This window comes from Microvirga sp. RSM25 (assembly GCF_044784385.1).
Classification (GTDB): Bacteria; Pseudomonadota; Alphaproteobacteria; order Rhizobiales; family Beijerinckiaceae; genus Microvirga; species Microvirga tunisiensis.
This window is the reverse complement of record NZ_CP173039.1, coordinates 2,951,475-2,975,220: the sequence shown is the minus strand read 5'-3', so window position 1 is coordinate 2,975,220 and position 23,746 is coordinate 2,951,475. Positions and strand designations below refer to the sequence as shown.

General features: G+C 63.9%; 20 protein-coding genes and 1 pseudogene. 12 read left to right on the top strand and 9 right to left on the bottom strand.

From position 1 onward, the window contains the following. Positions 1–225: 225 nt before the first annotated feature. Positions 226–1,122: an outer membrane protein assembly factor BamD gene (locus ACD578_RS14120; RefSeq protein ID WP_152709894.1), complete on the top strand. Its 897-nt coding sequence runs from the start codon at positions 226–228 to the stop codon at positions 1,120–1,122. A 12-nt stretch (positions 1,123–1,134) separates the two neighbouring features. Then, a complete protein-coding gene (recN, locus tag ACD578_RS14115) occupies positions 1,135–2,811 on the top strand; it encodes a DNA repair protein RecN (protein WP_404285908.1) in 1,677 nt (558 codons plus the stop codon). A 244-nt stretch (positions 2,812–3,055) separates the two neighbouring features. Here recN and ACD578_RS14110 read toward each other — a convergent pair whose 3' ends face one another. The 4 genes from ACD578_RS14110 to ACD578_RS14095 all read right to left on the bottom strand — a co-directional run bounded on the left by ACD578_RS14110 (position 3,056) and on the right by ACD578_RS14095 (position 5,750). After that, positions 3,056–3,760 carry a DUF899 family protein gene (locus tag ACD578_RS14110; protein WP_404285906.1) on the bottom strand — a complete coding sequence of 235 codons (705 nt, stop codon included), beginning with the start codon at positions 3,758–3,760 and terminating at the stop codon, positions 3,056–3,058. A gap of 67 nt (positions 3,761–3,827) precedes the next feature. Continuing rightward, positions 3,828–4,481 carry a glutathione S-transferase family protein gene (locus ACD578_RS14105; protein ID WP_404285904.1) on the bottom strand — a complete coding sequence of 218 codons (654 nt, stop codon included), beginning with the start codon at positions 4,479–4,481 and terminating at the stop codon, positions 3,828–3,830. 17 nt (positions 4,482–4,498) lie between these two features. Continuing rightward, the gene (locus ACD578_RS14100; protein ID WP_404285902.1) at positions 4,499–5,275 is read right to left on the bottom strand and encodes a VOC family protein; all 777 of its coding nucleotides are present in this window, start codon (positions 5,273–5,275) and stop codon (positions 4,499–4,501) included. 121 nt (positions 5,276–5,396) lie between these two features. Continuing rightward, positions 5,397–5,750, bottom strand: a complete 354-nt coding sequence (locus ACD578_RS14095) for a DUF1428 domain-containing protein (RefSeq protein ID WP_404285900.1) — start codon at positions 5,748–5,750, stop codon at positions 5,397–5,399. A gap of 98 nt (positions 5,751–5,848) precedes the next feature. Between ACD578_RS14095 and ACD578_RS14090 the strand changes: the two genes are divergently transcribed. From ACD578_RS14090 to ACD578_RS14070, 5 genes are all read left to right on the top strand, one after another. Continuing rightward, the gene (locus ACD578_RS14090) at positions 5,849–6,325 is read left to right on the top strand and encodes a MarR family winged helix-turn-helix transcriptional regulator (RefSeq protein WP_404285898.1); all 477 of its coding nucleotides are present in this window, start codon (positions 5,849–5,851) and stop codon (positions 6,323–6,325) included. Between the two features lie 1,375 nt (positions 6,326–7,700). Further along, positions 7,701–9,860: an NAD-dependent DNA ligase LigA gene (ligA, locus tag ACD578_RS14085; RefSeq protein ID WP_404285896.1), complete on the top strand. Its 2,160-nt coding sequence runs from the start codon at positions 7,701–7,703 to the stop codon at positions 9,858–9,860. 47 nt (positions 9,861–9,907) lie between these two features. Continuing rightward, a complete protein-coding gene (locus ACD578_RS14080) occupies positions 9,908–10,774 on the top strand; it encodes an AraC family transcriptional regulator (protein ID WP_404285894.1) in 867 nt (288 codons plus the stop codon). A gap of 66 nt (positions 10,775–10,840) precedes the next feature. Then, positions 10,841–11,551 (top strand): AzlC family ABC transporter permease, encoded by a 711-nt coding sequence (locus ACD578_RS14075; protein WP_404285892.1) that lies wholly within the window; start codon positions 10,841–10,843, stop codon positions 11,549–11,551. Beyond that, positions 11,548–11,847: an AzlD family protein gene (locus ACD578_RS14070; protein ID WP_404285890.1), complete on the top strand. Its 300-nt coding sequence runs from the start codon at positions 11,548–11,550 to the stop codon at positions 11,845–11,847. Before ACD578_RS14075 ends, ACD578_RS14070 begins: the two co-directional genes overlap by 4 nt. Here the strand turns inward: ACD578_RS14070 and ACD578_RS14065 are convergent. Then, entirely contained in the window at positions 11,844–13,664 is a 1,821-nt protein-coding gene (locus tag ACD578_RS14065; protein ID WP_404285888.1) for an aminopeptidase P family protein, read from the bottom strand. The genes ACD578_RS14070 and ACD578_RS14065 overlap by 4 nt on opposite strands. A 325-nt stretch (positions 13,665–13,989) precedes the next feature. Here ACD578_RS14065 and ACD578_RS14060 point away from each other — a divergent pair, with 325 nt between their 5' ends. After that, on the top strand, positions 13,990–14,214 hold the full coding sequence (locus tag ACD578_RS14060; RefSeq protein ID WP_404285886.1) for a hypothetical protein: 225 nt from the start codon (positions 13,990–13,992) through the stop codon (positions 14,212–14,214). 139 nt (positions 14,215–14,353) lie between these two features. Here the strand turns inward: ACD578_RS14060 and ACD578_RS14055 are convergent, their stop codons facing one another. Continuing rightward, positions 14,354–15,274 (bottom strand): 50S ribosomal protein L11 methyltransferase, encoded by a 921-nt coding sequence (locus tag ACD578_RS14055; protein ID WP_404285884.1) that lies wholly within the window; start codon positions 15,272–15,274, stop codon positions 14,354–14,356. 154 nt (positions 15,275–15,428) lie between these two features. On the opposite strand from ACD578_RS14055, the gene ACD578_RS14050 reads away from it, so the two are divergent. Further along, the gene (locus ACD578_RS14050) at positions 15,429–16,304 is read left to right on the top strand and encodes an SDR family NAD(P)-dependent oxidoreductase (RefSeq protein ID WP_404285882.1); all 876 of its coding nucleotides are present in this window, start codon (positions 15,429–15,431) and stop codon (positions 16,302–16,304) included. Positions 16,305–16,333: 29 nt separating this feature from the next. Here the strand turns inward: ACD578_RS14050 and ACD578_RS14045 are convergent, their stop codons facing one another. Then, positions 16,334–17,605 carry a class I SAM-dependent methyltransferase gene (locus tag ACD578_RS14045; protein WP_404285880.1) on the bottom strand — a complete coding sequence of 424 codons (1,272 nt, stop codon included), beginning with the start codon at positions 17,603–17,605 and terminating at the stop codon, positions 16,334–16,336. A gap of 203 nt (positions 17,606–17,808) precedes the next feature. Here ACD578_RS14045 and ACD578_RS14040 point away from each other — a divergent pair, with 203 nt between their 5' ends. Next, entirely contained in the window at positions 17,809–18,690 is an 882-nt protein-coding gene (locus ACD578_RS14040; RefSeq protein WP_404285878.1) for a manganese catalase family protein, read from the top strand. Between the two features lie 58 nt (positions 18,691–18,748). Here ACD578_RS14040 and ACD578_RS14035 read toward each other — a convergent pair whose 3' ends face one another. Next, positions 18,749–21,124 carry an ATP-dependent helicase gene (locus ACD578_RS14035; RefSeq protein WP_404285876.1) on the bottom strand — a complete coding sequence of 792 codons (2,376 nt, stop codon included), beginning with the start codon at positions 21,122–21,124 and terminating at the stop codon, positions 18,749–18,751. 148 nt (positions 21,125–21,272) lie between these two features. On the opposite strand from ACD578_RS14035, the gene ACD578_RS14030 reads away from it, so the two are divergent. Further along, the gene (locus ACD578_RS14030; protein ID WP_404285874.1) at positions 21,273–21,554 is read left to right on the top strand and encodes a hypothetical protein; all 282 of its coding nucleotides are present in this window, start codon (positions 21,273–21,275) and stop codon (positions 21,552–21,554) included. Here the strand turns inward: ACD578_RS14030 and ACD578_RS14025 are convergent. After that, on the bottom strand, positions 21,551–22,093 hold the full coding sequence (locus tag ACD578_RS14025; protein ID WP_404285872.1) for an acyl-CoA thioesterase: 543 nt from the start codon (positions 22,091–22,093) through the stop codon (positions 21,551–21,553). The genes ACD578_RS14030 and ACD578_RS14025 overlap by 4 nt on opposite strands. A 183-nt stretch (positions 22,094–22,276) precedes the next feature. Between ACD578_RS14025 and ACD578_RS14020 the strand changes: the two are divergent. Further along, positions 22,277–23,691 (top strand): annotated as a pseudogene (locus tag ACD578_RS14020) (FAD-binding oxidoreductase). Positions 23,692–23,746: the final 55 nt, after the last annotated feature.

The window sequence follows — 23,746 nt, the reverse complement described above, 5'->3', positions numbered from 1 at the left end:
TTAAGGCCTATTGGGTAAACCAGAGCATCGGACCCTGAGGTGGAAACCACTTTCGGGATCCATCCGATGCTCATTTTAAGTTGCGCATCGTCCGGAGCGGCAAACCGGATCCACTTTTCCGTACGATGCGCTAACGTATGGGCTTGGCTCTGCCCCTATGCTTGGGCTAAAGAACCCTGGTGCATCGTTAAAACATCGAGCACGGTTTTTGGAGGACCGCGAGGCATGTCGTTCGCGAAGGCTTATGCAGGTATGAAAGGCGCGTCCGCCCGCGCTCTGATCCTTGGCGTCTGCGCCTTGGGGCTCGCCGGCTGCGAATCCCTTTCGTCGCTCAATCCGTTCGACAAGAGCGAGACCTACAAGCCCGAGATTGTGGCGAATGCCCCGGCGGAGGAGATCTACAACGATGGTCTCGCCCGGGTGCAGAAGGGCGATTTCGACGGCGCGGTGAAGAAATTCAGCAGCCTCGACAAGCAATATCCCTATTCCGACTGGTCCCGCAGAGGACTGATCATGGAGGCCTACGCCAATTACGAGGGCGGCTTCTATGAGGAATCCATCACGGCTTCCAAGCGCTATCTCCAGAGCTATCCCAACACGTCCGATGCGGCCTATGCCCAGTATCTGATGGCGTCGTCCTATTACGACCAAATCCCCGACATCACGCGCGATCAGGAGAAGTCCGAGCGCGCCATCCTGTCGCTGCAGGAGCTGATTCAGCGCTATCCGAACTCCGAATACGTGGCGGACGCCAAGAAGAAGCTGCAGGTCGCCAGCGACCAACTCGCCGGCAAGGAACTGGAGGTCGGTCGCTTCTATCTGCAGAAGCGCAACTATGCGGGCGCCATCAACCGCTTCCGCACCGTGGTTTCGCGCTATCAGACGACCCGCCACGTGGAAGAGGCCCTCGAGCGCCTCACCGAAGCCTACATGGCCATGGGCATCGTCAACGAGGCGCAGACCGCCGCCGCCGTTCTCGGCCACAACTTCCCTGACAGTCCTTGGTACAAGGACGCCCACGCTTTGCTGACCAAGGGCGGCGTCGAGCCGCGCGAGGATTCCCAATCCTGGATCAGCAAGGCCTTCCGCGGCGTCCCCCAGGTCAGCCAGCGGACGGGTTAAGCCTCACCTTCCATGCTGATCCAGCTGGCGATTCGCGATATCGTCCTCATCGACAGGCTTGAGCTTCACTTTCATGAGGGGCTGAGTGTCCTCACGGGTGAGACCGGCGCTGGCAAATCCATCCTGCTCGACGCCTTCGCCCTGGCCCTCGGCGGCCGCGGCGACGGCAGCCTCGTGCGCCACGGCGAGAACCAGGGCCAGGTGACGGCCGTCTTCGACTGCCCCCTGGACCATCCGGCCCGCCGCATCGCGGCGGATGCCGATATCGATATCGACGGCGACCTGATCCTGCGCCGCGTCCAGGTGGCCGACGGGCGCACCCGCGCGTTCGTCAACGACCAGCCCGTCAGCGTGCAGGTCCTCAGGGCCATCGGCGCGACCCTGGTCGAGATCCATGGTCAGCACGACGACCGCGCTCTGGTCGATCCCGTCTCGCACCGCGCCATCCTCGACGCCTTCGGCGGCCTCTCCGCCGAGGTGCAGGCGGTCACGGAGGCCGCGCGAAGGGTCCGCGAGGCCCGTACGGCCCTGCAGGAACACCGAAACCGCATCCAAAAGGCCCGCAAGGAGGCCGATTTCCTGCGTCATGCGGTCGAGGAGCTGACCAACCTCAACCCCCGGGCAGGGGAGGAGGAAACCCTGGCCGGGCGCCGGGTCGTCATGATGCAGTCGGAGAAGGTGGCCCAGGACCTCAATGAGGCCTATGAGGTCGTCGCCGGCAACACGTCTCCGGTCAACGAACTTTCGGCCGCCGTGCGCAAGCTCGAGCGCCGCAGCGCCCAGGTCCCGTCTCTTGTCGAGCCCAGTGTGAAGGCTCTCGACGCCGCGCTCGTCACCATCGACGAAGCCCGCGCGGCTCTCGAAGAGGCGATCCGCGCAACCGAATTCGACCCGCGTGAGTTGGAGCAGACCGAGGAGCGCCTCTTCGCCCTGCGCGCCGCCGCCCGCAAATACGATGTCCCGGCCGACGAGCTCGCCGCCCTGCGCCAGCGATTCGAAGAGGACGTGGCTGCCATCGATGCGGGCGAGGAAAAACTCGTCGGGCTGGAGAACGCCCTGAAGGAAGCGGACGCCGCTTACGTGAAAGCCGCCAAGGCCCTCTCGGCCGGTCGCAAGAAGGCCGCCCAGTCCCTCGATGCCGCCGTCCAGGCCGAGCTGCCGCCGCTCAAGCTCGAGCGGGCGCGGTTCATCACGGAGATCACCACCGACGAGGACAGCCGCGATCCGAGCGGCTTCGAGCGCGTCGAGTTCTGGGCCCAGACCAATCCCGGGACCCGTCCCGGCCCCCTGATGAAGGTGGCCTCGGGCGGCGAGCTGTCCCGCTTCATGCTGGCGCTGAAAGTCGTGCTGGCGGACAAGGGCTCGGCCCCGACCCTGGTCTTCGACGAAATCGACACCGGCGTCGGCGGCGCGGTGGCCGATGCCATTGGCCAGCGCCTCGCGCGTCTGGCCCGGAAGGTTCAGGTGATGGCCGTCACCCACGCGCCGCAGGTCGCCGCCAAGGCCGGCAGCCATTTCCTCATCGCCAAGGAAGGCGTGCGCGGAGGGGAGGATCGGGTCGCCACCCGCGTAATCCCGCTCGAAGCGACGCCGCGCCGGGAAGAAATCGCCCGCATGCTCGCCGGCGCGACGATCACCGAGGAAGCACGTGCCGCGGCGGCGCGGCTCCTGGAAGCGGCCACGCATTGACAGTAGCCATTACGGCGGCCTGATTGATCCACCCTTGCACGTCATCACCGGCCTCGTGCCGGTGATCTCGATTGGAAAAGGGCCACACCTCAAGAGATCGGGATGGCCGGCACAGGGCCGGCCATGACGTCGGAGAGTGTCATCCCCGGCGGCCGCAGGCCGCGAAGGGGATCCACTGAAACCTGCACTGCCATGGATTCCTTCCCCTCCGCTCTGGCCGGGAATGACATCAATGGCCAGCTCATCACGTCCCGTAGTTCAACTTCGGATACCAGTCCGTTCCGCGCCCTTCCGGCGTGGTGTCGAGCACGTTCCACAAGGGGGCGAAATCGGGAGCGCCACGGGGATCCTGGCCGGGATCGGCGGAATCGCCTGTCATCTCGCCGCTCCAGAAGTGACGGATGGTCCCGTCGCGCCGGGTGAAGACGTTGAGGCTCGGGATCTCCGACCCGTCCGGCAACACGCCGTGATAATCGCGCGAGTAGTTGCCGTTGAGGTCCGAGTAGAGCTTCAGGTTCGTCCAACCGCGTTCCTTCTTCCAGGCGAACAGTCGTTCGATCGGTGAGCGCGCCACGACGGCAAACGCCATGCGCTGCTGGATATCGGCGCCGTTGCCCTCGATTGCTCCGAGCAGGTTGGTGCACATGGGGCAGGGGCGCTCGCGCTGCGGGCCGAACATGTAGCTGTAGACGGCGAGTGACTGCTTGTCGCCGAAGAGATCGGCGAAGCTCACCGGGCCGTTCTCACCTTCGAAGCGGTAATCGCCGATCACCTCGCCGCCGGGCGGCAGGGCACGGCGCTGCGCCGCCACACGTTCCAAGTGGCGCCGCAATTCGATCTCCTCCGCCAGCAGGGCCGTGCGCGCGGCGCGGTATTCGGCGCTCTCGTTCGGAAAGCGCACCGGCGAGCGCCGCGCGAGTTCTGCCGCGGGAACAAGTTCGTTAGCCATGAGTAGGCTCCTCGGGAAAATCCCAGTTGTATTCTCAGATCAGGTTTTTGCCTGCATGCTCAGGCGATCATCCGGCCGGCGCGTTCTCCCGGAAGGGCTGCAACTGAGCCTCTAGCGCACGTTTGAAGGCCGGCCGGTCGGTGCAGCGGCGGACATAGGCGCCCAGATTGGCGTAGCGTTCCAGCAGTCCCGTTTCGACAAGCTCACGCAGAACCATGGTCATCATCAGGTCGCCGGCCGTGAAACGGTCCTCGAGAAACTCCTGCTCGCCGAGCCAGGCGCTGAGAGCCGCAAGACGCTTGCACAGCATTGCCTCGGCTTGCGGGCGGCGTTCCTTCGTCCAGGCCTCGCCGGCATGGAAGACGTCGAGTTGAACCAGGTTCTGCACATGCGGCTCGACCGAGTTCAACGCGGCAATCACCCAGGTCGTCACCCGGGCGCGGCCCGCCTCGTCTGGAGGGGCGAGCGCTTCGGATCGCATCGCGAGATGCAGCACGATCGCACCGGATTCGAAGATCTCGACCGCGTCGTCCTTATAGGCAGGAACCTGGCCGAAGGGCTGCCATTCCCGATAGGCCTCGGAGGCTTGGATCTCAGGATCGATCAATCTCGCCTCGTAAGGAAGACCTGCCTCCTCGAGAGCCCAGCGGACGCGAAGATCGCGGACATAGCCTTGTGCGAAAGGCGGCACCCATTTGAAGGCGGAAACATGGATGTTCATGGCAGGCCTCCTGAGATTTATGATCTGCGCGGACCGACGAGGCCGAACATGGCTCCCTGCGGGTCGCTGGCCACGATGATGAATACACCGCCGGGCACTTCGGCCGGACCGTAATGGATCGCGCCTCCGTTGTCGGAGACGGCCTTCGCCGCGATATCGATGTCCTCGACGCCGAAGTAGAAATTCCAGGCCGGCGGCGGACCCTCCGGCGTGCGCTTCATCACGGCGCCGATGGTCCGGCCGCCGTGGTCGATGAACTGGTAATCGCCCATCTCGCCCATCGGCATGGCGTCGCCCTTCGCCCAGCCGAAGCGGGCGCTGTAGAAGGCAAGCGCCGCTGCCGGATCGGTGGTGGCGAGTTCGTCCCAGTTGCAATGTCCGACCTTGCCCGGGTCGAATGCCGTGCTCGTGCCGTCCGTCGCACCGCGCATCACGTAGAACACGACTCCTTGCGGGTCGGCGAGCATCGCGAAGCGGCCGACACCGGGAATGTCGGTCGGCGGAATATGCTGGCTACCGCCGGCCCGAACGATCTCGGCGGCGGTCGCATCGACGTCGTCGACACCGACATAGCCGAGCCAGGTCGGGCGCATGCCCGCGCGTTCGGCATCGGCCGGAAGGGTCATCAGCCCGCCGACGTCCTCACCGCCGATTCCAAGGATCTGATAGCCGCGATCGGAGCCTTCCGCCGCTCGCGTCTGCCATCCGACGACCGCGCCGTAGAAGCGCGCAGCCGCGCCGGCATCGTTCGTCAGGAGCTCATACCAGATGAAGTCGCCATGCTGATTGGCCATGGGGCACCTCCATGCGCATCGTGCGGAAAAGTGGTTCCAGTTTTCCGCATCAACGATGCGCTCATCGAGAAAAGGAGCATCGGATGGATCCCAAAAGTGGGATCCATTTTTGGGTCCGATGCTAGACGTCGAGGATGGGCATGAAGCCGCCGAAGATCATGCGCTTGCCGTCGAAGGGCATCTGCTCGCCCATCGCCTGCATGCGCGGATCGGTCATGATCTTCTTGTTGGCGGCATCCCGGACTTCCTTGGACGGATACTCGATCCAGCTGAACACGACGATCTCGTCGTCCTTGGCATCCACGGCACGGCGGAAATCCGTGAGCTTTCCGTCCGGCACATCGTCGCCCCAGCACTCCACCATGCGGGTCGCGCCGAACTCCTTGAACAGAGGGGCGGCCTCGGCGGCGTGCTTGCGGTAGGTTTCCTTCTTGGTGGCCGGCACGGCGAGCACGAAGCCATCGACATATTTCATCGCGTATCTCCCTGGATTTTTGGCAGTAAAGCTTGAGTTTGCGGCGCTTCGGCGCCTGTTTTTCTTGACAAATAAGTTGATATCAACATAATCGGCCCATGTCAAACCCTCGCGACGTACCCTTCGAGACAACCCATCTGGTGCGCGATACCTGCCTGTGTCTGCACGCCCAACGCGCCGCCCGCACCCTCTCGCGCCTGTTCGACGATGCCCTGCGGCCGGTCGGACTCACGTCCGGGCAATTCTCGCTGCTGAACGCCCTCAACCGCGCGGCACCGCCGCCCGTCGCGCCTGTGGCTCAGCTCCTGGCCATGGACCGGACCACCCTGACCGCAGCGTTGAAGCCGCTCGAGCGCGACGGCCTCGTGGCCATCGACACGGACCCGTCCGACCGTCGCAGCCGTCTGCTGCGCCTCACGGACAAGGGGAGGGAGACCCTGGCCACGGCCATCCCGATCTGGCGCGACCTCCATGGCGCCATCGAGGCCGGCGTGGCGGGACTCGAGCCGGACAATCTGCGCGGCGCATTGAACAGCCTTTCCAAGCCGGCAGCGAGCCGAGCGAGCAGGGTGTAACGCTGGCTCCCGCAGAATTCGAGGGCATGGTTGTACTGAGCGAAATCCCCAAGCCTGGAAATCCTTGATGCATGGGGTGTCCTTCCAGTTCAGGACATGAGGGGTCGCCCTTGGTGTCATCCCCGGCGAGCGCAGCGAGGGAAGGGGAGCCACGATCACGCGCCAAGTTGATGGATTCCCTTCCCCTCCGCTCCGCTCCGCTTCGGCCGGGAATGACACCTTCCCCGTCATCACCGTCCCCGGACGTGATCCGGGGATCAGTCTGGTCATCCCGCTTTCAGACCCGTGGCCCTCATCCTGAGGAGCAGCCGTGAGGCTGCGTCTCGAAGGAGGGTCCGGAAGAGCCCTGAACTCCTCCTTCGAGACGCCGCTTGCCGCGGCTCCTCAGGATGAGGGCGAGCGAGACGAACGGGATCACGGCCCTGGACACTCTCTGCCGTCATGGCCGGGCTTGTGCCGGCCATCTCGATCCGGTGAGGCGCAGTGCTTTACGGATCGGGATCACCGGGACGAGCCCGGTGATGACGTGGAGGGTTTAACCAGGTCTGCGGACTATGTTCTCGCTTTGTTCTTAACACTGTGTATCATCCGGGCTAGACCCGTGCTCATCCCGGCCCGACGGAGGGCGCGCTCGCGAGGCGTCGCAAGAGTGGGGCGGGGAGCGGTCCTGCAGCAGGCCTCGCACGCCGGTTGGCGGGAGGCCCTTGGCAGCCCTGGGCTGGACCAAGTGTAAACGCCTAACAGTCCCGCGTGCGAGGCGCCGTCCGGCTCTTCCCATTCCACCATCCACATCGAGCCGGGCTGCCCAGCGCACCACCCTCGATCATCCCCACGGCTCAGGGCTCCCAAGCCCTGGGCCTACAGGTGCTGGCTCTGTGACAGGAGACACAACGACCACGCGCTCCCGTTATGGCCGGGCCTGTCCCGGCCATCCCGATCGGACGAGCGCTGCGCTTCAAGCAATCGGGATCACCGGCACAAGGCCGGCGATGAGCCGGAGGGTGCAGTCGGAGGGCGCGAGGGCCGAACGGCGCAAGCCGATCCGGGAGCGTGAAAACCAGCCCGGCACCGTCATCCCGGGGCCGCCTGAGCGGAGCCCGGGATCCCTGACGGCCGACGAGGCAGACCGAGACGTCACGCGGCTCGCCCTTTCCCGAGACGTCGCGGTTCTGGATCCCCGCCGGCGCGGGCATGACAGTATCGGGGCGGGGATGAGAACGTCGCGGATCCCGCATCCCATTCTGCCGCCGATCCCGGATCTCCGCTCACGCTCCGTCCCGCATGACGGTGGACGGTCGGTGCGAATGGCTGTCCGACCCCTGGAGACTCTCCCGCGGAGCGCTATGGTTCAAGCACCCTCACACACGATTCGACCATGCCCCCACGCAGCACCTCCTCCCAAAATCCCGTCGACCACCTGACGCCCGATGAGGCGCGGATGGAGCACCAGGCGCTCGGCGCCGAGATCAAGGAACACGACAGGCGCTATTACGAGGAGGACGCGCCGAGCGTCTCGGACGCCGAATACGATGCGCTGCGCAAGCGCTACGAGGCCCTGGAGGATCAGTTCCCCGAACTGAAGACGCCCGAGAGCCTGACCCAGAAGGTCGGCTCCAAGGTGTCGGAGAAATTCGGCAAGGTCCGGCACCGGGTGCCGATGCTCTCGCTCGCCAACGCCTTCGCTGACGAGGAGGTGGAGGAATTCGTCGAGCGCATCCGCCGCTTCCTGCAATGGAAGGCCGATGCGCCGCTCGCCCTCACGGCCGAGCCGAAGATCGACGGTCTCTCCTTGAGCCTTCGCTACGAGAACGGCAGGCTCGTGTCCGCCGCCACCCGGGGCGACGGCGCGGTGGGCGAGGACGTGACGAACAATGCCCGCACGGTGGGCGACATTCCGCACCGGCTCAAGGGTTCGAAGGTTCCCGATATCTTCGAGGTGCGCGGCGAGGTCTATCTCTCGCACGTGGATTTCGCCGCGATCAATGCGCGCCAGGAGGCCGCCGGGAAAGCGCTCTTCGCCAATCCGCGCAACGCGGCCGCGGGCAGTCTGCGCCAGCTCGATCCGTCGATCACCGCCTCGCGCCCGTTGCGCTTCTTCGCCTATGCCTGGGGCGAAGTGAGCGCGATGCCGGCGACGACCCAATCCGGCATGATGGAGTGCTTCAAGAGCTTCGGCCTCAAGGTCAATCCGCTCACGCGCCGCTGCACGAGCGTTGCGGAGATGCTGGAGCACTACCACGCCATCGAGACCGACCGCGCCAATCTCGGCTACGACATCGATGGCGTCGTCTACAAGGTTGACGACTTGAGCCTGCAGCAGCGCCTCGGCTTCGTCTCGCGCTCGCCGCGCTGGGCCTTGGCGCACAAGTTCCCGGCCCAGAAAGCCGTGACGGTGCTCGAAGACATCGAGATCAATGTGGGCCGCACCGGCTCGCTCAATCCGATCGCGCGATTGAAGCCCGTCACCGTCGGCGGCGTCGTCGTGTCCAATGCAACTCTGCACAACGAGGATTACATCAAGGGCATCGGCGGCAACGGCGAGAAGATCCGCTGCGGGGTCGACGTCCGCATTGGCGACACGGTCATCATCAACCGCGCCGGCGACGTGATCCCGAAGGTGCTCGACGTGGTGCTGGAGAAGCGTCCGGCCGACGCGAAGCCTTACGAGTTTCCGACCACATGCCCGGCCTGCGGCAGCCATGCGGTGCGCGAGGTCAATCCGCGCACCGGCAAGGAGGATGCGGTGCGCCGCTGCACCGGCGGTCTCATCTGCCCGGCGCAGGCTCGCGAGCGCCTGAAGCATTTCGTGTCGCGCAATGCCTTCGACATCGAGGGCATGGGCGAGCAGCGCATCGATGAATTCTATGAGGAAGGTCTCGTCCAGCGCCCGCAGGACATCTTCACGCTGCAGGCCCGCAACGCGCGCAGCCTCAAGCGTCTGGAGAACCGGGAAGGCTGGGGCGAGACCAGCGCGAAGAACCTGTTCGCCGCCATCGAAGCCCGTCGCTCGATCGCGCTCAACCGCTTCATCTTCGCCCTCGGCATTCCTCATATCGGCGAGACCTCCGCGCGGCTGCTCGCGCGCCATTTCGGCACCTTCGAGCACTTGCGCGAAACGGCGAAGGCCGCTGCCGATCCGGCATCGGAAGCGCATGCCGAACTCACCGCCATCGGCGGCATCGGGCCGGTGGTGGCGGAAGCCGTCGTCGAGTTCTTCAAGGAGGGACACAACGAGGAGATGCTCGATGCGCTCCTTGGTGAAGTGACCGTGGAGCCGATGGAGGCGCCGGCCTCCGCGGACTCGCCCGTGGCGGGCAAGACCGTAGTGTTCACTGGCTCCCTGGAGCAGATGACACGCGAGGAGGCCAAGGCGATGGCCGAGCGGCTCGGCGCCAAGGTGGCTGGCTCCGTGTCCAAGAGGACGGACATCGTGGTGGCAGGCCCCGGCGCGGGCTCGAAGCTCGACAAGGCCAAGGAGTTCGACGTTCAGGTCATGGACGAGGACGGCTGGTTCGCCCTTGTCGGCCGTGGGTGAGACTTCTGTCCAAGACTCGCACATTCTGATGTGGCATGGTGGCGGCCATGACGGTGACCACCCCTGAGGTCTCGCTCGATCCTAATCAGGTCGGAGCGGGGGACGTGACGCATTTCTGGCGAGTGCCGCGCTATCGCGACCTCGACTGTTTGCGCGCGACCTTTCGCCGTCATGCCTATGCCCGTCACAGCCACGATACCTATGCCATCGCGGCGGTTCTGGCGGGCTGCGAGACCTTCTTCCATCGCGGCGAGCAGCACTATGCGCCGGCAGGGTCCGTGGCCGTCGTCTGCCCTGACGAGATCCATGATGGGGAGCCCTACGGCGGGGGGTTCGAGTACCGTACGTTTTATCCGTCGTCCGAGTTGATGCAGGAGATTGCCGAGGATGTGGCCGGGCGGCCGGTCTCCCGCCCGCCCTGGTTCCCGCATTCGGTCATCAACGATCCTGAGCTTTTCCTGGCCCAGGTCGGGCTTCATGCCTGCCTCTGCCAGGATGAAAGCTGGTCATCCGAGATGGAGCAGGATACCCGCCTCATCGATTTTCTGAGCCGGCTGATCGCACGCTGGGCCGATCTCGATGCTCTGCCGGCCGTCCGCTACGGCTCGAGGAGCATTCTGCGGGTGCGCGACTATCTGGACGCGCACATGAGCGAAGAGGCAGACCTCGCCGATCTCGCGAACTTGGCCGGCCTGTCGCGCAGCCACTTCATCCGCGCCTTCGCCAAGGAGACCGGCTTGACGCCGCATGCCTATCTCCTCGACCGGCGCTTCCGCGCGGCGACCCGTCTGCTGGGACAGGGCGAGGCGCCCGGCGACGTGGCTGCGGCTTGCGGCTTCTTCGACCAGAGCCATCTCAACCGTGTCTTCAAGGCCCGGATGGGAGTGACGCCGGGCGCCTACCGCGCCGCTTGAGACAGCACTTTCATCCAAGACGGTTCTGCATCCAGCGCGCATAAGGCTCGGAAAATGAGCAGAGCCATGGATCAAGCAAATCCCTTCACCGTGAATTATCGCCGAGAAATCAAAGCCGGCCTGCGCGACATTGCACCTATCGTGGTAGCGGCCATCCCCATCAGCCTCCTCTTCGGCGCGGTGGCGGCCGCCAAGGGGCTGTCGCCGCTGGAAGTCACGGTGATGTCGGCTCTCGTGTTCGCGGGCGGGGCGCAGTTCGCCGCCATCGAGACATGGATCCATCCCGCGCCCATCCTGACGCTCGCTTTCGCGACGCTGCTGATCAATGCACGGCACGTGCTGATGGGAGCCTCGCTGGCGCCCAAGGTGCGCATCTCGCGGGTCCAGAAGTTCCTCAGCTTCTTCTTCCTGACCGACGAGGCCTGGGCGCTGTCCGAGCGCCGCGCGATGGAGCGGCCGGTGACAGGCGCATATTGGGCCGCCATGGGCATCGTGCTGTGGGCGAACTGGACCTTCTTTTCAGGTCTCGGAGCGATCCTCGGCTCGTTCCTCGGCGATCCGGAACGGATCGGCGCGGACTTCGCCTTCACGGCCCTGTTCATCGGCCTTGTCGCCGGGTTCGGACGCAGCCGCGTGACCCTGGTGACGGTTGCGGTCAGCGCCGGCGTCGCGGCTCTCGTGCATCACTTCATCGGCGCGCCCTGGCATGTGGCTTCGGGTGCGCTCGCCGGCATCGCTGCCGCCTATCTGGCGGCTCCCGAGGAGGCGCGCTCATGAGCCTCGACACGACGACCCTGCTGGCCATCGTGGCCATGGCACTCGTGACCTACGTCACCCGCATCGCGGGTCTTTTCGTCGCCGACCGCCTCGTGCTCACGGGGCGCGCCAAGGCCGCCTTCGACGCGATCCCGCCGGCGGTGCTGGTCGCCGTGATCGCCCCGACGGCGCTCACGACCGGATGGGCGGAAGCCATTGCCGCAGCGATCACGGCGGTTGCCGCATTCAGGCTCCCGCTGCTCGGGACCGTGGCGGTCGGCGTGATCTCCGTCGTGCTGCTGCGGAACTTGCTTTAACCAATCGCCTGCGTGGCGTTCTCCAGCCATGCCCGCGTCTCGGCATCGAGCTGCGGCCCGATCTTCTCGCGCACCGCAGCGTGATAGGCGTTGAGCCATGCGATCTCGTCGGCCGTCATGATCGCGGGCTCGACCAGGCGCAAGTCGATGGGCGTGAAGGTCAGCGTCTCGAAGCCCATCATCTCGCGGTCGCCGCCGGGAATCGTGCGTGGCTCCACGAGGATCAGGTTCTCGATGCGGATGCCGTAGGCGCCCGGCTTGTAGTAGCCCGGCTCGTTGGACAGCATCATGCCCACTTCCAGCGGCGTATGCCCGGTCTTGGCGATGCGCTGCGGACCTTCGTGCACCGAGAGATAGCTGCCGATGCCGTGGCCCGTGCCGTGATCGAAATCGAGGCCCGCCTCCCAGAGCGGCTTGCGGGCGAAGGAATCGATCTGCGCGCCCGTCGTGCCCTTCGGAAACACGGCCTGCGCGATGGCGATATGGCCTTTGAGCACCCGGGTGAAGCGATCCTTCATCTCAGCCGTCGGCTCCCCCACGATGATCGTGCGGGTGATATCCGTCGTGCCGTCCTCGTATTGCGCGCCGGAATCGATCAGGAAGATCTGATTCAACTCGAGCGCCCGGTTGCTCGAACTCGTGACCCGGTAATGGGGCAGAGCGGCATTGGGACCTGCGCCGGATATGCTCGGGAAGGAGACGTTCTTCAAAGCGCCCGTCTCGGTGCGGAAGGCCTCCAGCGCCTCGACCGCATCGATCTCGGTGAGCCTGCCCGAAGGCGCCTCGCGGTCGAGCCAGGCCAGGAAGCGCGCGACCGCCACGCCGTCGCGCAGATGGGCGGCATGGGAGCCCGCAATCTCGGCCTCGTTCTTGACCGCCTTCATGAGAGCGATCGGATCGGCTCCGACGTCGACCGTGCCGCCGGCCGCCTCGATGCGCCGGATCAGAGCGACAGCGCCGGTCGCGGAATCGATGCGGATCTTGCCCCCTGTTTGGCCCAGTGCATCGAGAGCGCCCTGGAAGGTGCTGATCGATGCGAAATCCGCGAGATCGCCCACCGCCGCGCCGGCCTCGTTCGTCACTTTCGCCGGGTCGAAGAAGAGGCTGGCGCGGCCTTCCTTGGGAAGGATGGCATAGCCGAGAGGCAGGGGCGTGTGCCCCACATCGCCGCCGCGCAGGTTGAAGGCCCAGGCAAGATTGTGCGGATCGGAGATGACCAGCGCATCGAGCTTCGCCTCAGCCATCTTCTTGCGGATGCGCTCCAGCTTGGCAGGCGCGGCCTCGCCCGCATAGTCGAGCGGGTGCGGTCTTACGGGAGCCTGCGGCGGGGCCGGGCGGTCGATCCAGATCACGTCGACCAGATTGATGTCGACCGGGGCAAGCTTCCCGCCGGCGCGGCTCACGGCCTGCTCCAGCCGTTTCAGGCCATCGCCCGTGTGGAGCCACGGGTCATAGGCGAGCACGCCACCCGCCGGGAGACGCTCGGCAATCCAGTCCTCGGGCGTGGAGGCGGTGAGTTGGACCGGGGTAATGACCGACGTGTCCACCTGCTCGGCTGCCTGGACCGTGTAGCGTCCGTCAACCACGAGAGCAGCCTCGTTCTGGAGGATTACGGCCGTGCCTGCGGAACCCGTGAAGCCGGTGAGCCAAGCCAGGCGCTCAGCGCTCTTCGGGACGTACTCTCCCTGATGCTCGTCGGCGCGTGGGACGATGAAACCGTCGAAGCCGCGTCTGGCCATCTCGGTGCGCAGTTTGGCGATGTGGTGCGGGCCTTGAGCAGGCGAGGTCGTATCGTCGAAGAACTGGAACTGAGCCATGGAAATCAGCACCGAAGGTCGGAAATGAAGAGGGCGACACGCTAGAGCATCGGACCCAAAAGGGAAAACCACTTTTCGGGTTGATCCAATGGAAATGGAGGCAGTCAAGATCCCACACGGACGGTGCCAGAGACTGCAGCAACAGGCCCATGAAATATGCACCGAGCGCCTGGAGATTAATCATTTATGGCGATGCCCTGCACTGGGCGCATGACGAGCATGTGATCTTGTGACTTCAACTAAAGTCGGACCGAGCTTATCTTCCTGACAACGAAAACAGAGGAACGCTGAAGGGTCTCAGCACCAACCTGTTGGAGATGAGCCCATGATCACAGCCGTTTTATCTTCCTCCCTCGTCGGTCACGTACAAGCCCCTTCGAAGCTCTCGCAGGTGGCCACACACTTCATGAGCGCGCTCGTGGAAAGCCGCGCCAGGAGGGCTGCACGGGAGTTGCGCCGCCACGAGGCTTTCGTGAGCGACCTGAGCCGCAGACAGGACCATTCATCGCTCTTCCTCGGCCAGTCCGAGCTTCTGCCCGTCAAGATTTAACCGTTCCATTTCAAAGCGAGACAACACCATGATCATCATCACCGCCATGAAGGCCATCCGCGACGTCTGGGCTGAAAGCCTCAAGCTGCGCAGCGAGCTCGCCAAGCGCTATCCGGGTGTTCTGTCCGAGTAATGGGAATTACTGGCGGGGCAGCGGACGAGCGTTGCCCCGCTTCAGCACCAGCGCCGCCCAGCCGTCGAGATCGTAGCGGCGCTGCAGATACCAGCCCTGATGGGCATAGGCCGACAGGACTCCGGGAACGTCTCGAGCCAGCAGGCCCGACAGAATGATCGTCCCGTCCCGGCTCGCCACATGCGCCAGCGAGGGCGCCAGCATCCGCAGGGGCTTTGCCAGGATATTGGCAAAGACCAGATCGAAATGGCCCGCACGGTCAGCCTCCGCATGGCGGATGCCGGGGCCTACGTAGAGCTTCATGAAGGCCCCGATCCCGTTCAGCCGCGCATTCTCGCGCGCCACGCGCACCGCTTCGGGATCGATGTCGCCAGCCACCACGGGCCGTTTCAGAATCTTCGCGGCGGCAAAACCCAGAATGCCCGTGCCGGTGCCGACATCAAGCACATGGCGGGGCGTGCGCATCTTCAACTCATCCACAAAAGCGAGCAGGCAGCCTTTGGTCGTGCCGTGATGGCCCGTGCCGAAAGCCAGGCCCGCCTCGATCTCTATGGCGATGTCGCTGGGGCGGCGCTCGTGACGATCATGCGAGCCATGGACGAATATGCGGCCCGCACGGACAGGCTTGAGACCCTCCAGCGAAGCCTTCACCCAATCCTTCTGTTCGAGAGGAAGGAAAACGCCCTTGTCCGCCTCTGCCCCGACGAGGGGACGCAACAAGTCACGGATTGCTGCCTCGTCGGGCTGATGCGCGAAATAGGCCTCCAGCATCCAAGGCCCGCCATCCTCCGTCTCGAAGGAGGCAACGGCCGTCTCGGCCGGATCGAAGATCTCGCCGATCATGTCGGTCATGACGCGTGCGGAGCGCTCGTCCGTGGTGATGCGGAAGACGTGGGTGGGGCGATTGGGGTGCAGACCTTCGAGCATGACCTCGCCTTACCACCCCTCGGGCCGGAGGTCACCTGTCCGTGAGATCGGCTTTCCCTGGAACCGTCAGGGTGGCGTCCCGTTGTGCCCTCACCTGATGTCGGCCGCGGTCAGCGGACCGACGGCTGCGATTTGTCTCTCCCAGGAGATCCCAATGCCCGGACGTCTTTTCGATAAGGTGACCATCGTGACGGGTGCCGGTACCGGTATCGGTGAAGCGATCGCGCTCAAGTTTGCCCAGGAGGGTGCGCGCCTTCTCCTTGTCGGCTTGCCGGACGATCCGGTGGAGGATGTCGCTCGCACGATCAACGGAGCCGGTGGCTTCGCGGAGATCTACCTCGGCGACATCGCCGACGAGCGCCATGCCCAGGCAGCCGTCGAAGCCTGCGTGAGTGCTTATGGCCGCATCGACATTCTCATCAACAATGCAGGCGTCTTCCTGGCCGTTGCCGAGACGCAGGATTATCCCATCGACAAATTCGACGAGACGTTTCGCTCGAATGTGCGCTCGGTCTTCCTGATGACCAAGTTCGCCTTACCCCATCTGCAGGAGACGCACGGCAACATCATCGCCACGGGATCGGAGGCCGGCATGCTCGGCCACCCGAAAAATACCCCCTATGGCGGCACGAAGGCCTTCATTCATTCCTTCATACGTGGTGTGGCGGCGGAACAGGTTCCCTATGGCGTGCGTGCCAATTGCGTGTGCCCCGGCCCCATCGATACCGCTTGGACGCACAAATCCACGGGACCGATGGACGCTGAGCTCGCCACCATGATCACGCAGGCCACTCCCATGGGCCGGCGCGGCACGCCGGAGGAAGTCGCGAACGTGTTCTGCTTCCTGGCTTCCGACGAGGCGAGCTTCGTCACGGGCGCGCTTTACACGGTGGACGGCGGCATCACGATCTCGAAAGGACCGGTCGGCGCCAAGGCCTCATCGCATTTCAAGAAGCAACCGAAAGGCAAGCTGCCGACGCGCCACTCGCATGACGGCTTGAAGAACAAGGATTACGAGACTCTGACCTGAGCCGGAATTCGAGGAACTGACGCTCGCTCTCAGGCTGGCGTCAGCTCTCTGGCTCCTTCGAGAACTTTGAGGCGCTCGGCTTCCTTGGCCTTGTACACGCGCTGAGTATCCGTGATGTAATCGCGCACGATGGGCGCTGCATCGCGCTTGCGCGCCAGTTGCATATGGAACACGAGCTGGCTGCCGGTCGTGAACATGGTCTCGGCGCTGATGAGATAGAACTCGAACATCCGACAGAAACGCTCGTCGTACATTGCAGCTATCTTCTCCCGGTTGGCCTCGAAGCGCCGATGCCAATGGTTGAGCGTCTTGGCATAGTGAAGACGCAGGAATTCGAGATCGGTCACCCACAATTGGTTCTGCTCGACAACCGGGAAAACCTCCGACAGGGCAGGGGAATAGGCGCCGGGAAAGATGTATTTGCGCAGCCATGGGCTCGCGGTGCCGGGCGGACTCATCTTGCCGATGGAGTGCAGCACCATGAGGCCTTCATCGTCGAGCAGCGCATTGATCTTCGCAAAGAACTCGCCGTAATGCTGCACGCCCACATGCTCGAACATTCCGACTGATACGATGCGGTCGAACTTCTTCTCGACCTTACGGTAATCAAGCAGCTCGAAGCGGACGCGATCGGACAGGCCGGCTCGCCGTGCCTTCTCGTTCGAGAGTTCGTACTGTTCCTTGGAGAGCGTGACGCCCGTGACGTCCACGTCCTCCATTGCGGCGAGGTAGAGCGCGAGATCGCCCCAGCCGCTGCCGATATCGAGGATCTTCAGGCCGGGCTTGAGCTGAAGCTTCGAGGCGATGAGCCGCAGCTTGTTCTGTTGTGCCTCTTCCAGCGTGTCGTCGTCCTTGATGAAGTAGGCGCAGGAATACTGCATCCCCTTGTCGAGGAAGAGCTTGTAGAAGTCGTTTCCGAGATCGTAGTGATGCGCCACGTTCTGCTGCGCCTTCCCGACCGGATTCGCCTGCTGGAATCGCTTTACGGTCCGCGAGATGCGCTTGAGCACGTTCTGGAGCGGATAATTGGCCAGGGTCGAGCGGTTCATCGAGAAGAGATTGAGGAAGTCTCTCAAGTTGGAGCCATCCTCGAAGCTCATGCGCCCATCCATATAGGCTTCGCCCGCATGCAGTTCCGGATTGAGAAAGAGCTTGTGATAGAGCGAGCGGTCCGTAAGTCGCATGGTGACGCGCGGACCGGGCTTCTCGCCACCGAAGACGTGCACGCCGCCTTCCGCGTCGATCACCTTTAGAGTGCCGGCACGAATGAAGGATTTCAGCATGTGGGACAGCGGGAACATCGGGGCCTCTGATAATTGTTCGTTTGAAGCGGATGCTTCCACAGTTGTCCGCAGGTGGCTAGAGGGTAATCGCCTAGATCAGAAATAGTCTAAAGTACAGGAAAGACAGCCTAATTCGGGAACAACCGAGAATCGCTCTTGTTGGAAGGCTGACCCTCGAGGGGCCGAGGGTCGCTACTCAACCCATCGAACAGGAGCAGCCGATGTTCTTTCGTCAGCGGCAAATGGCGTACCATGCCAAGCCAGAGAAACCCGATCCGCTCTTTGCCAAGATGCTTCAGGAGCCCCTCGGCGGCCAATGGGGCGAAATCAGCGTGATGATGACCTACCTGTTCCAGGGTTGGAACTGCCGTGGTCCGCAGAAATACAAGGACATGATCATGGACATCGGCACCGAGGAAATCGGCCATGTCGAGATGCTCGCAACCATGATCGCGCGCCTGCTCGAAACCTCGCCTATCGAGCAGCAGGAGGATATGGCCAAGAACTCGGTGGTCGGCGCCGTCATGGGCGGAGCCCGGGTCGAGGATGCCATCGTCGCCGGTATGAATCCTCAGCACTATATCGTTGCCGGTCTCGGCTCCCGCCCGAACGACAGCGCGGGCAATCCCTGGACGTCGGCCTACACCATCGCAAGCGGCAACCTCCTTGCTGATTTCCGCTTCAACGTGACGGCGGAGAGCCAAGGGCGCCTTCAGGTCAGCCGGCTTTACAACATGACGAACGATCCCGGCGTGCGGGATATGCTGTCCTTCCTCATCGCACGCGACACCATGCACCAGAACCAGTGGCTCGCCGCCATTCGCGAACTGGAAGAAGACGGGCTCGAAGAGACGCCGGTGCCGTCGAATTTCCCGCAGAGCCTGGAGAAGAGCGAGGTTGCCTACCAATTCCTGAACCACTCCGAAGGAATGGAAAGCCAGCAGGGACGCTGGGCGCGAGGACCTGCGCCGGACGGCAAGGGAACCTTTACCTATGTAGATCGTCCGCCGGCCTACACGGAAGACGAAGGCCAGCTCAACCCGGTCGATCCCCGCACCTACGGCACGCCGCCCGCACCGGTTCCGCCGGCGGCTGCGGAATAGTTGTTCGATTGAATGATTGGCTCAGTGTCATGCCCGGCCTTTGCCGGGCATTTCCTGATCAGCCCAACGCCTCGACAAAGCTGTCCAGCACCATCTTCCGCCCAGCCTTGTCGAACTCGACGGTGAGCTTGTTGCCGTCCACGGCCTCGATGGTACCGGGGCCAAACTTGGTGTGAAGAACGCGTCCGCCAACAGCAAAGCCCGAGCCGCCGGTGGATTTGGCCACCAGTTCTCCTTCGATCAGCATCGGTCCGCGCCTTTCGCCGGAACGGCGGGTGGAATAGGCGCCATCCCCCGTCGAGGCGCGGTGGGCCTGAGCGCGCTGCCAGCCGGGTGTCTGGTAGGAGGAGCCGCTGAAGGGCTGCGTGCGATCGAAGCGCGAGCCGCCGCCGTAGCCGCCGTAGGAGAAGTTCGCGGGAGCCTCCACGATCTCCACGTTCGTCTCCGGCAGATCGTCGACGAAGCGGCTCGGCACGGTCGAGTTCCACAAGCCGTGAATGCGCCGGTTGGAGGCGAAATAGATCTTGGCGCGACGCCGGGCACGGGTGAGGCCCACATGGGCGAGGCGACGTTCCTCTTCCAGTCCTGCACGGCCGCTCTCGTCGAGCGCGCGCTGGTTCGGGAACAGGCCTTCCTCCCAGCCGGGCAGGAAGACAGTGTCGAATTCCAGGCCTTTGGCCGCGTGAAGCGTCATCAGGCTTACGCGCTCGGCGGTGTCGCTTTCGTTAGCTTCCATGACCAGGGAGACGTGCTCAAGGAAGCTCTGCAGGTCCGGGAATTCCTCCATGGAGCGCACGAGCTCCTTGAGATTTTCCAGGCGCCCTGCCGCATCCGCCGATTTGTCCTTCTGCCACATGTCGGTATAGCCGGATTCCTCCAGCACCGTCTGCGCGACCTCGGACTGCGTCATCGTCTCGGAGAGCTTCGACCAGCGGCCGAAGGAGATCAGAAGATCGCGCAATGTGGCGCGGGGCTTGGGCTTCAGCTCGTCGGTCTCGACGATGAAGCGAGCAGCCTCCATCAGGGGAACGCGGGCGGCGCGGGCGTGGTTGTGCAGCACCTGGATCGTCGCATCGCCCAAGCCACGCTTCGGCGTATTCACGATCCGCTCGAAGGCGAGATCGTCCGCGGGCTGGTTGACGACACGAAGATAGGCCAGCGCGTCGCGGATTTCCGCACGCTCGTAGAAGCGCGGGCCGCCGATGACGCGATAGGGGACGCCGAGCGTCACGAGCCGGTCTTCGATCTCGCGCATCTGGGCGGAGATGCGCACCAGGATCGCGATCTCGGAGAGCGAGTGCTTTTTGGAATGCAGCGCCTCGATTTCCTCGCCGATGAGACGCGCTTCGTCCTCGGAATCCCAGGCGCCGGTGATCGTCACCTTTTCACCCGGCTCGTCTTCCGTGCGCAGGGTCTTGCCGAGGCGGCCCTGGTTCTTGGCGATGAGCCCGGATGCAGCGGAGAGAATATGGCCGGTGGAGCGGTAATTACGCTCCAGGCGGATTACGGTAGCGCCAGGAAAGTCGTGCTCGAAGCGCAGGATGTTGTCGACCTCTGCACCGCGCCAGCCATAGATCGACTGGTCGTCGTCGCCGACGCAGCACAGGTTCTTGCGCGCCTGGGCAAGGAGCCTGAGCCAGAGATACTGGGCGACGTTGGTGTCCTGATACTCGTCCACCAGCATGTAGCGGAAACGGTTCTGGTACTGCTCCAGGATGTCGGGATGCTCGCGCCAGAGGCGCAGGCATTCGAGCAGCAGGTCGCCGAAATCGACGGCGTTGAGAACCTTCAACCGCTCCTGATAGGCGCGGTAGAGCCTTCCACCCTTGCCATTGGCAAAGGCGCCGGCTTCACCGGCGGGAACCTGATCGGGTCCGAGACCCCGGTTCTTCCAGCCGTCGATATGGGCGGCGAGCTGGCGTGCAGGCCAACGCTTCTCGTCGATGCCCTCAGCTTCGATCACCTGCTTCATCAGGCGAAGCTGATCGTCGGTTCCGAGGATGGTGAAGTCGGAACGCAGACCGACCAACTCCGCGTGGCGGCGCAGGATCTTGGTGCCGATGGAGTGGAAGGTGCCGAGCCATTGCATTCCCTCGGCCACGGGACCGATCACAGAAGTGATGCGCTCGCGCATCTCCCGCGCCGCCTTGTTGGTAAAGGTCACGGCAAGGATCTGGGACGGGTAGGCCTTGCCGGTGGCGATCAGATGCGCGATCCGGGTGGTGAGCACGCGGGTCTTGCCGGTGCCGGCGCCCGCCAGTACGAGAACCGGGCCCTCGGTGGCCTCGACGGCAGCACGCTGCTCCGGGTTCAGACCGTTCAGATAGGGCGATTGCGGCGCAACCGCCGCACGGGCGCGGGCGCTTAAGGAGCCGGACGCCGGCTCGTGGGCAAGGCTATCCTGCGGATCGGGTCGGTTGTCGGAATGATTCATCGGCGGGACCATGGATCAAAAGGCGAACGGCGTCGAGCCCGAAGTCCTGTCGATCCTGCCGCAGGCTCGAACTTCCGGGCTTCAATCTCATTGTCGAATAAGGCTTCCCTAGCCATATGGGTATGGCAGGCCCGAAGAGGAATGTCCCATGCGTTTCATGGTGGCCCTTGCCATCGTCTCAAGCCTTGTCGTGCCCCTGGCCGTACCGACCGAGGCTCAGACGCGTCTGCCGCGTACCAGCCCTGCGGAGCGGAGCACGGACGACATCAACCGACGGATCCGGCAGGATCAGCGGATTCTGGGTGTCGAGCAGGATATCCGGAGCGAAAGCAGCCGGATTCGGCAGAATGTCGAGCGCGACCGTCTTTTTGCTCCTCGGTACCTTCCCCCAGTACCGCGCGCGGGTTGTGCGCGTGGAGCAGTTTGTTAGTGGCGTGTGCCCGAGGCCGATAAGGCGTCCTGAACCTCGGCCTTGTGTGGGATGCCGATCACTCGGCCCAGGGATTGCGGCCTTGTCAGGCGGGCATGGGTGACCTTCATCACGGCGAGATTGGCGGCGATGTCGTCCGGGAAAGGGGTTACCTTCCGGGTTTCCATGTCCACATGGAGGGACAGGCCCTCCATCGATGCGGCAACCCAGCCTTCACCGGCATGGCGGATTTCCAGGTAATAGTGGATGCGCTTCTCGTCGAAATCGACAAGCTGGAGCGTGACGCGCACCCGATCTTGCATCCTCAATTCGCGCTTGTAGACGGTGTGAACCTCAGCCGCGAAGAAGGATGCCTTGCGCGTTTCGAGATAATCGTGGCCCAGGCCCACCAGGCTGAAGCCTTCCTCCACCGCCCGGTCGAAGAGCACGTGGTAATAGGCCATGTTCATGTGGCCGTTATAGTCGATCCAAGCGGGTTCTACCCGCATCGTGGAGGACACGAAGGGCGCAAAGAAAAAGACGGGCGTCCGCTTTTCCATGGTCAGGCTCGTCTCTCGATGCCGCTCAGATGATCGTCCCTTTCTCTGAAAGAGACAAATGTTAGCACGTTCAGGCGGCCTGTGAATGAGGGGTACGGCATCTTTCTCATCCGGAGTGTTGCCTTTGCAACGGTTCTGGTAGCTATGGGTGAATTGAGCATCACAACCGGATCTGAAGCCTCCATGAATGCCCCTCAACTAACTGTCCGTCAGAAAGCGACGGATGCTTCCATTGCCGCATTGTCGTCCGACTTGTCTCAGCGTTTCGGCGATCGGGTCGCGACTTCGGCTGCCGTGCGCGAGCAGCATGGGCATACGCTGACCTGGGTGAAGAACCAGCCGCCGGACATCGTGGTCTATCCCCGGACCACGGAGGAGGTTTCGGAGATCGTGAAACTCTGCGCCACGCATGGGGTTGCGATCATCCCCTATGGCACTGGCACGTCTCTGGAAGGACATATCAATGCTCCCTATGGCGGAGTTTCCATCGACCTGAGCCTGATGAAGCACATCATCGCCGTTCATGACGAGGATCTGGACTGCGTGGTCGAGGCTGGCGTGACCCGCAAGGAACTGAACGAGTTCCTGCGGGACAAGGGCCTGTTCTTTCCCATCGATCCGGGGGCGGACGCCTCGATCGGCGGCATGGCGGCGACGCGCGCATCCGGCACCAATGCGGTCCGCTACGGGACCATGAAGGACGTGGTGCTGGCGCTCACCGCCGTGCTGCCCAATGGCGAGATCGTGAAGACGGCGAGCCGCGCCAAGAAAAGCTCGGCGGGCTACGACCTGACCCGCCTGCTCATCGGCTCGGAGGGAACGCTGGGAATCGTCACTGAGATCACCCTGAAGCTCCACGGCATTCCGGAGGCGATTTCGGCGGAATCTGCCCGTTCCCGACCGTGAAGGCGGCCTGCGACGCGGTGATCATGACGATCCAGACCGGCATCCCGGTGGCGCGCATCGAACTGCTCGACGAAGTCCAGGTGAAGGCGGTCAACCTCCATTCCAAGCTGTCCCTGCCGGAGAGCCCGCTGCTGCTGATGGAGTTTCATGGATCCGAGGCCGGCGTGCAGGAGCAGGCGGAGCGCTTCGGCGAGATTGCGGCCGAGTTCAGCGGCGGGCCGTTCGAGTGGGCGACGAAGCCCGAGGAGCGCTCACGCCTCTGGCAGGCCCGGCACGATGCCTATTGGGCGGCCAAGGGGCTGCGCCCCGGTGCTCAATCGGTGGCGACCGATGTGTGCGTGCCGATCTCCCGCCTTGCCGAATGCGTTGACGCCACCAAGCAGGACATCCTGGAAAGCGGCCTTATCGCTCCCATCGTCGGCCATGTGGGCGACGGCAATTTTCACGTTCAGCCTCTTGTGAACACGGATGACCCTGCGGAAATCGAGGCCTGCGAAGCCTTCGTGGACCGGCTGGTGCGGCGGGCGGTCGCCATGGAGGGTACCTGCACGGGCGAACACGGCGTGGGCCAGAAGAAGATGAAGTACCTGGAAGTGGAGCATGGACCGGCGGCGCTCAACCTCATGCGCGTCTTGAAACAGGCAATCGATCCCCACAACATCATGAACCCAGGCAAGATCGTTGCGCTTTGACGGTGGAACACATGGAACAAAGCTCCCGGTCCTCGGCGTCATGGGGTAAGGACGT

Excerpts from the sequence above, each read along its gene's own strand:
- recN (WP_404285908.1), top strand. The coding sequence starts at position 1,135 with ATGCTGATCCAGCTGGCGATTCGCGATATCGTCCTCATCGACAGGCTT.
- ACD578_RS14090 (WP_404285898.1), top strand. The coding sequence starts at position 5,849 with ATGTCAAACCCTCGCGACGTACCCTTCGAGACAACCCATCTGGTGCGC.
- ACD578_RS14040 (WP_404285878.1), top strand. The coding sequence starts at position 17,809 with ATGTTCTTTCGTCAGCGGCAAATGGCGTACCATGCCAAGCCAGAGAAA.
- ACD578_RS14035 (WP_404285876.1), bottom strand. The coding sequence starts at position 21,124 with ATGAATCATTCCGACAACCGACCCGATCCGCAGGATAGCCTTGCCCAC.
- ligA (WP_404285896.1), top strand. The coding sequence starts at position 7,701 with ATGCCCCCACGCAGCACCTCCTCCCAAAATCCCGTCGACCACCTGACG.
- ACD578_RS14105 (WP_404285904.1), bottom strand. The coding sequence starts at position 4,481 with ATGAACATCCATGTTTCCGCCTTCAAATGGGTGCCGCCTTTCGCACAA.
- ACD578_RS14095 (WP_404285900.1), bottom strand. The coding sequence starts at position 5,750 with ATGAAATATGTCGATGGCTTCGTGCTCGCCGTGCCGGCCACCAAGAAG.
- ACD578_RS14070 (WP_404285890.1), top strand. The coding sequence starts at position 11,548 with ATGAGCCTCGACACGACGACCCTGCTGGCCATCGTGGCCATGGCACTC.
- ACD578_RS14045 (WP_404285880.1), bottom strand. The coding sequence starts at position 17,605 with ATGTTCCCGCTGTCCCACATGCTGAAATCCTTCATTCGTGCCGGCACT.
- ACD578_RS14025 (WP_404285872.1), bottom strand. The coding sequence starts at position 22,093 with ATGGAAAAGCGGACGCCCGTCTTTTTCTTTGCGCCCTTCGTGTCCTCC.
- ACD578_RS14050 (WP_404285882.1), top strand. The coding sequence starts at position 15,429 with ATGCCCGGACGTCTTTTCGATAAGGTGACCATCGTGACGGGTGCCGGT.
- ACD578_RS14055 (WP_404285884.1), bottom strand. The coding sequence starts at position 15,274 with ATGCTCGAAGGTCTGCACCCCAATCGCCCCACCCACGTCTTCCGCATC.
- ACD578_RS14080 (WP_404285894.1), top strand. The coding sequence starts at position 9,908 with ATGACGGTGACCACCCCTGAGGTCTCGCTCGATCCTAATCAGGTCGGA.
- ACD578_RS14030 (WP_404285874.1), top strand. The coding sequence starts at position 21,273 with ATGCGTTTCATGGTGGCCCTTGCCATCGTCTCAAGCCTTGTCGTGCCC.
- ACD578_RS14100 (WP_404285902.1), bottom strand. The coding sequence starts at position 5,275 with ATGGCCAATCAGCATGGCGACTTCATCTGGTATGAGCTCCTGACGAAC.
- ACD578_RS14060 (WP_404285886.1), top strand. The coding sequence starts at position 13,990 with ATGATCACAGCCGTTTTATCTTCCTCCCTCGTCGGTCACGTACAAGCC.
- ACD578_RS14110 (WP_404285906.1), bottom strand. The coding sequence starts at position 3,760 with ATGGCTAACGAACTTGTTCCCGCGGCAGAACTCGCGCGGCGCTCGCCG.
- ACD578_RS14075 (WP_404285892.1), top strand. The coding sequence starts at position 10,841 with ATGGATCAAGCAAATCCCTTCACCGTGAATTATCGCCGAGAAATCAAA.
- ACD578_RS14120 (WP_152709894.1), top strand. The coding sequence starts at position 226 with ATGTCGTTCGCGAAGGCTTATGCAGGTATGAAAGGCGCGTCCGCCCGC.
- ACD578_RS14065 (WP_404285888.1), bottom strand. The coding sequence starts at position 13,664 with ATGGCTCAGTTCCAGTTCTTCGACGATACGACCTCGCCTGCTCAAGGC.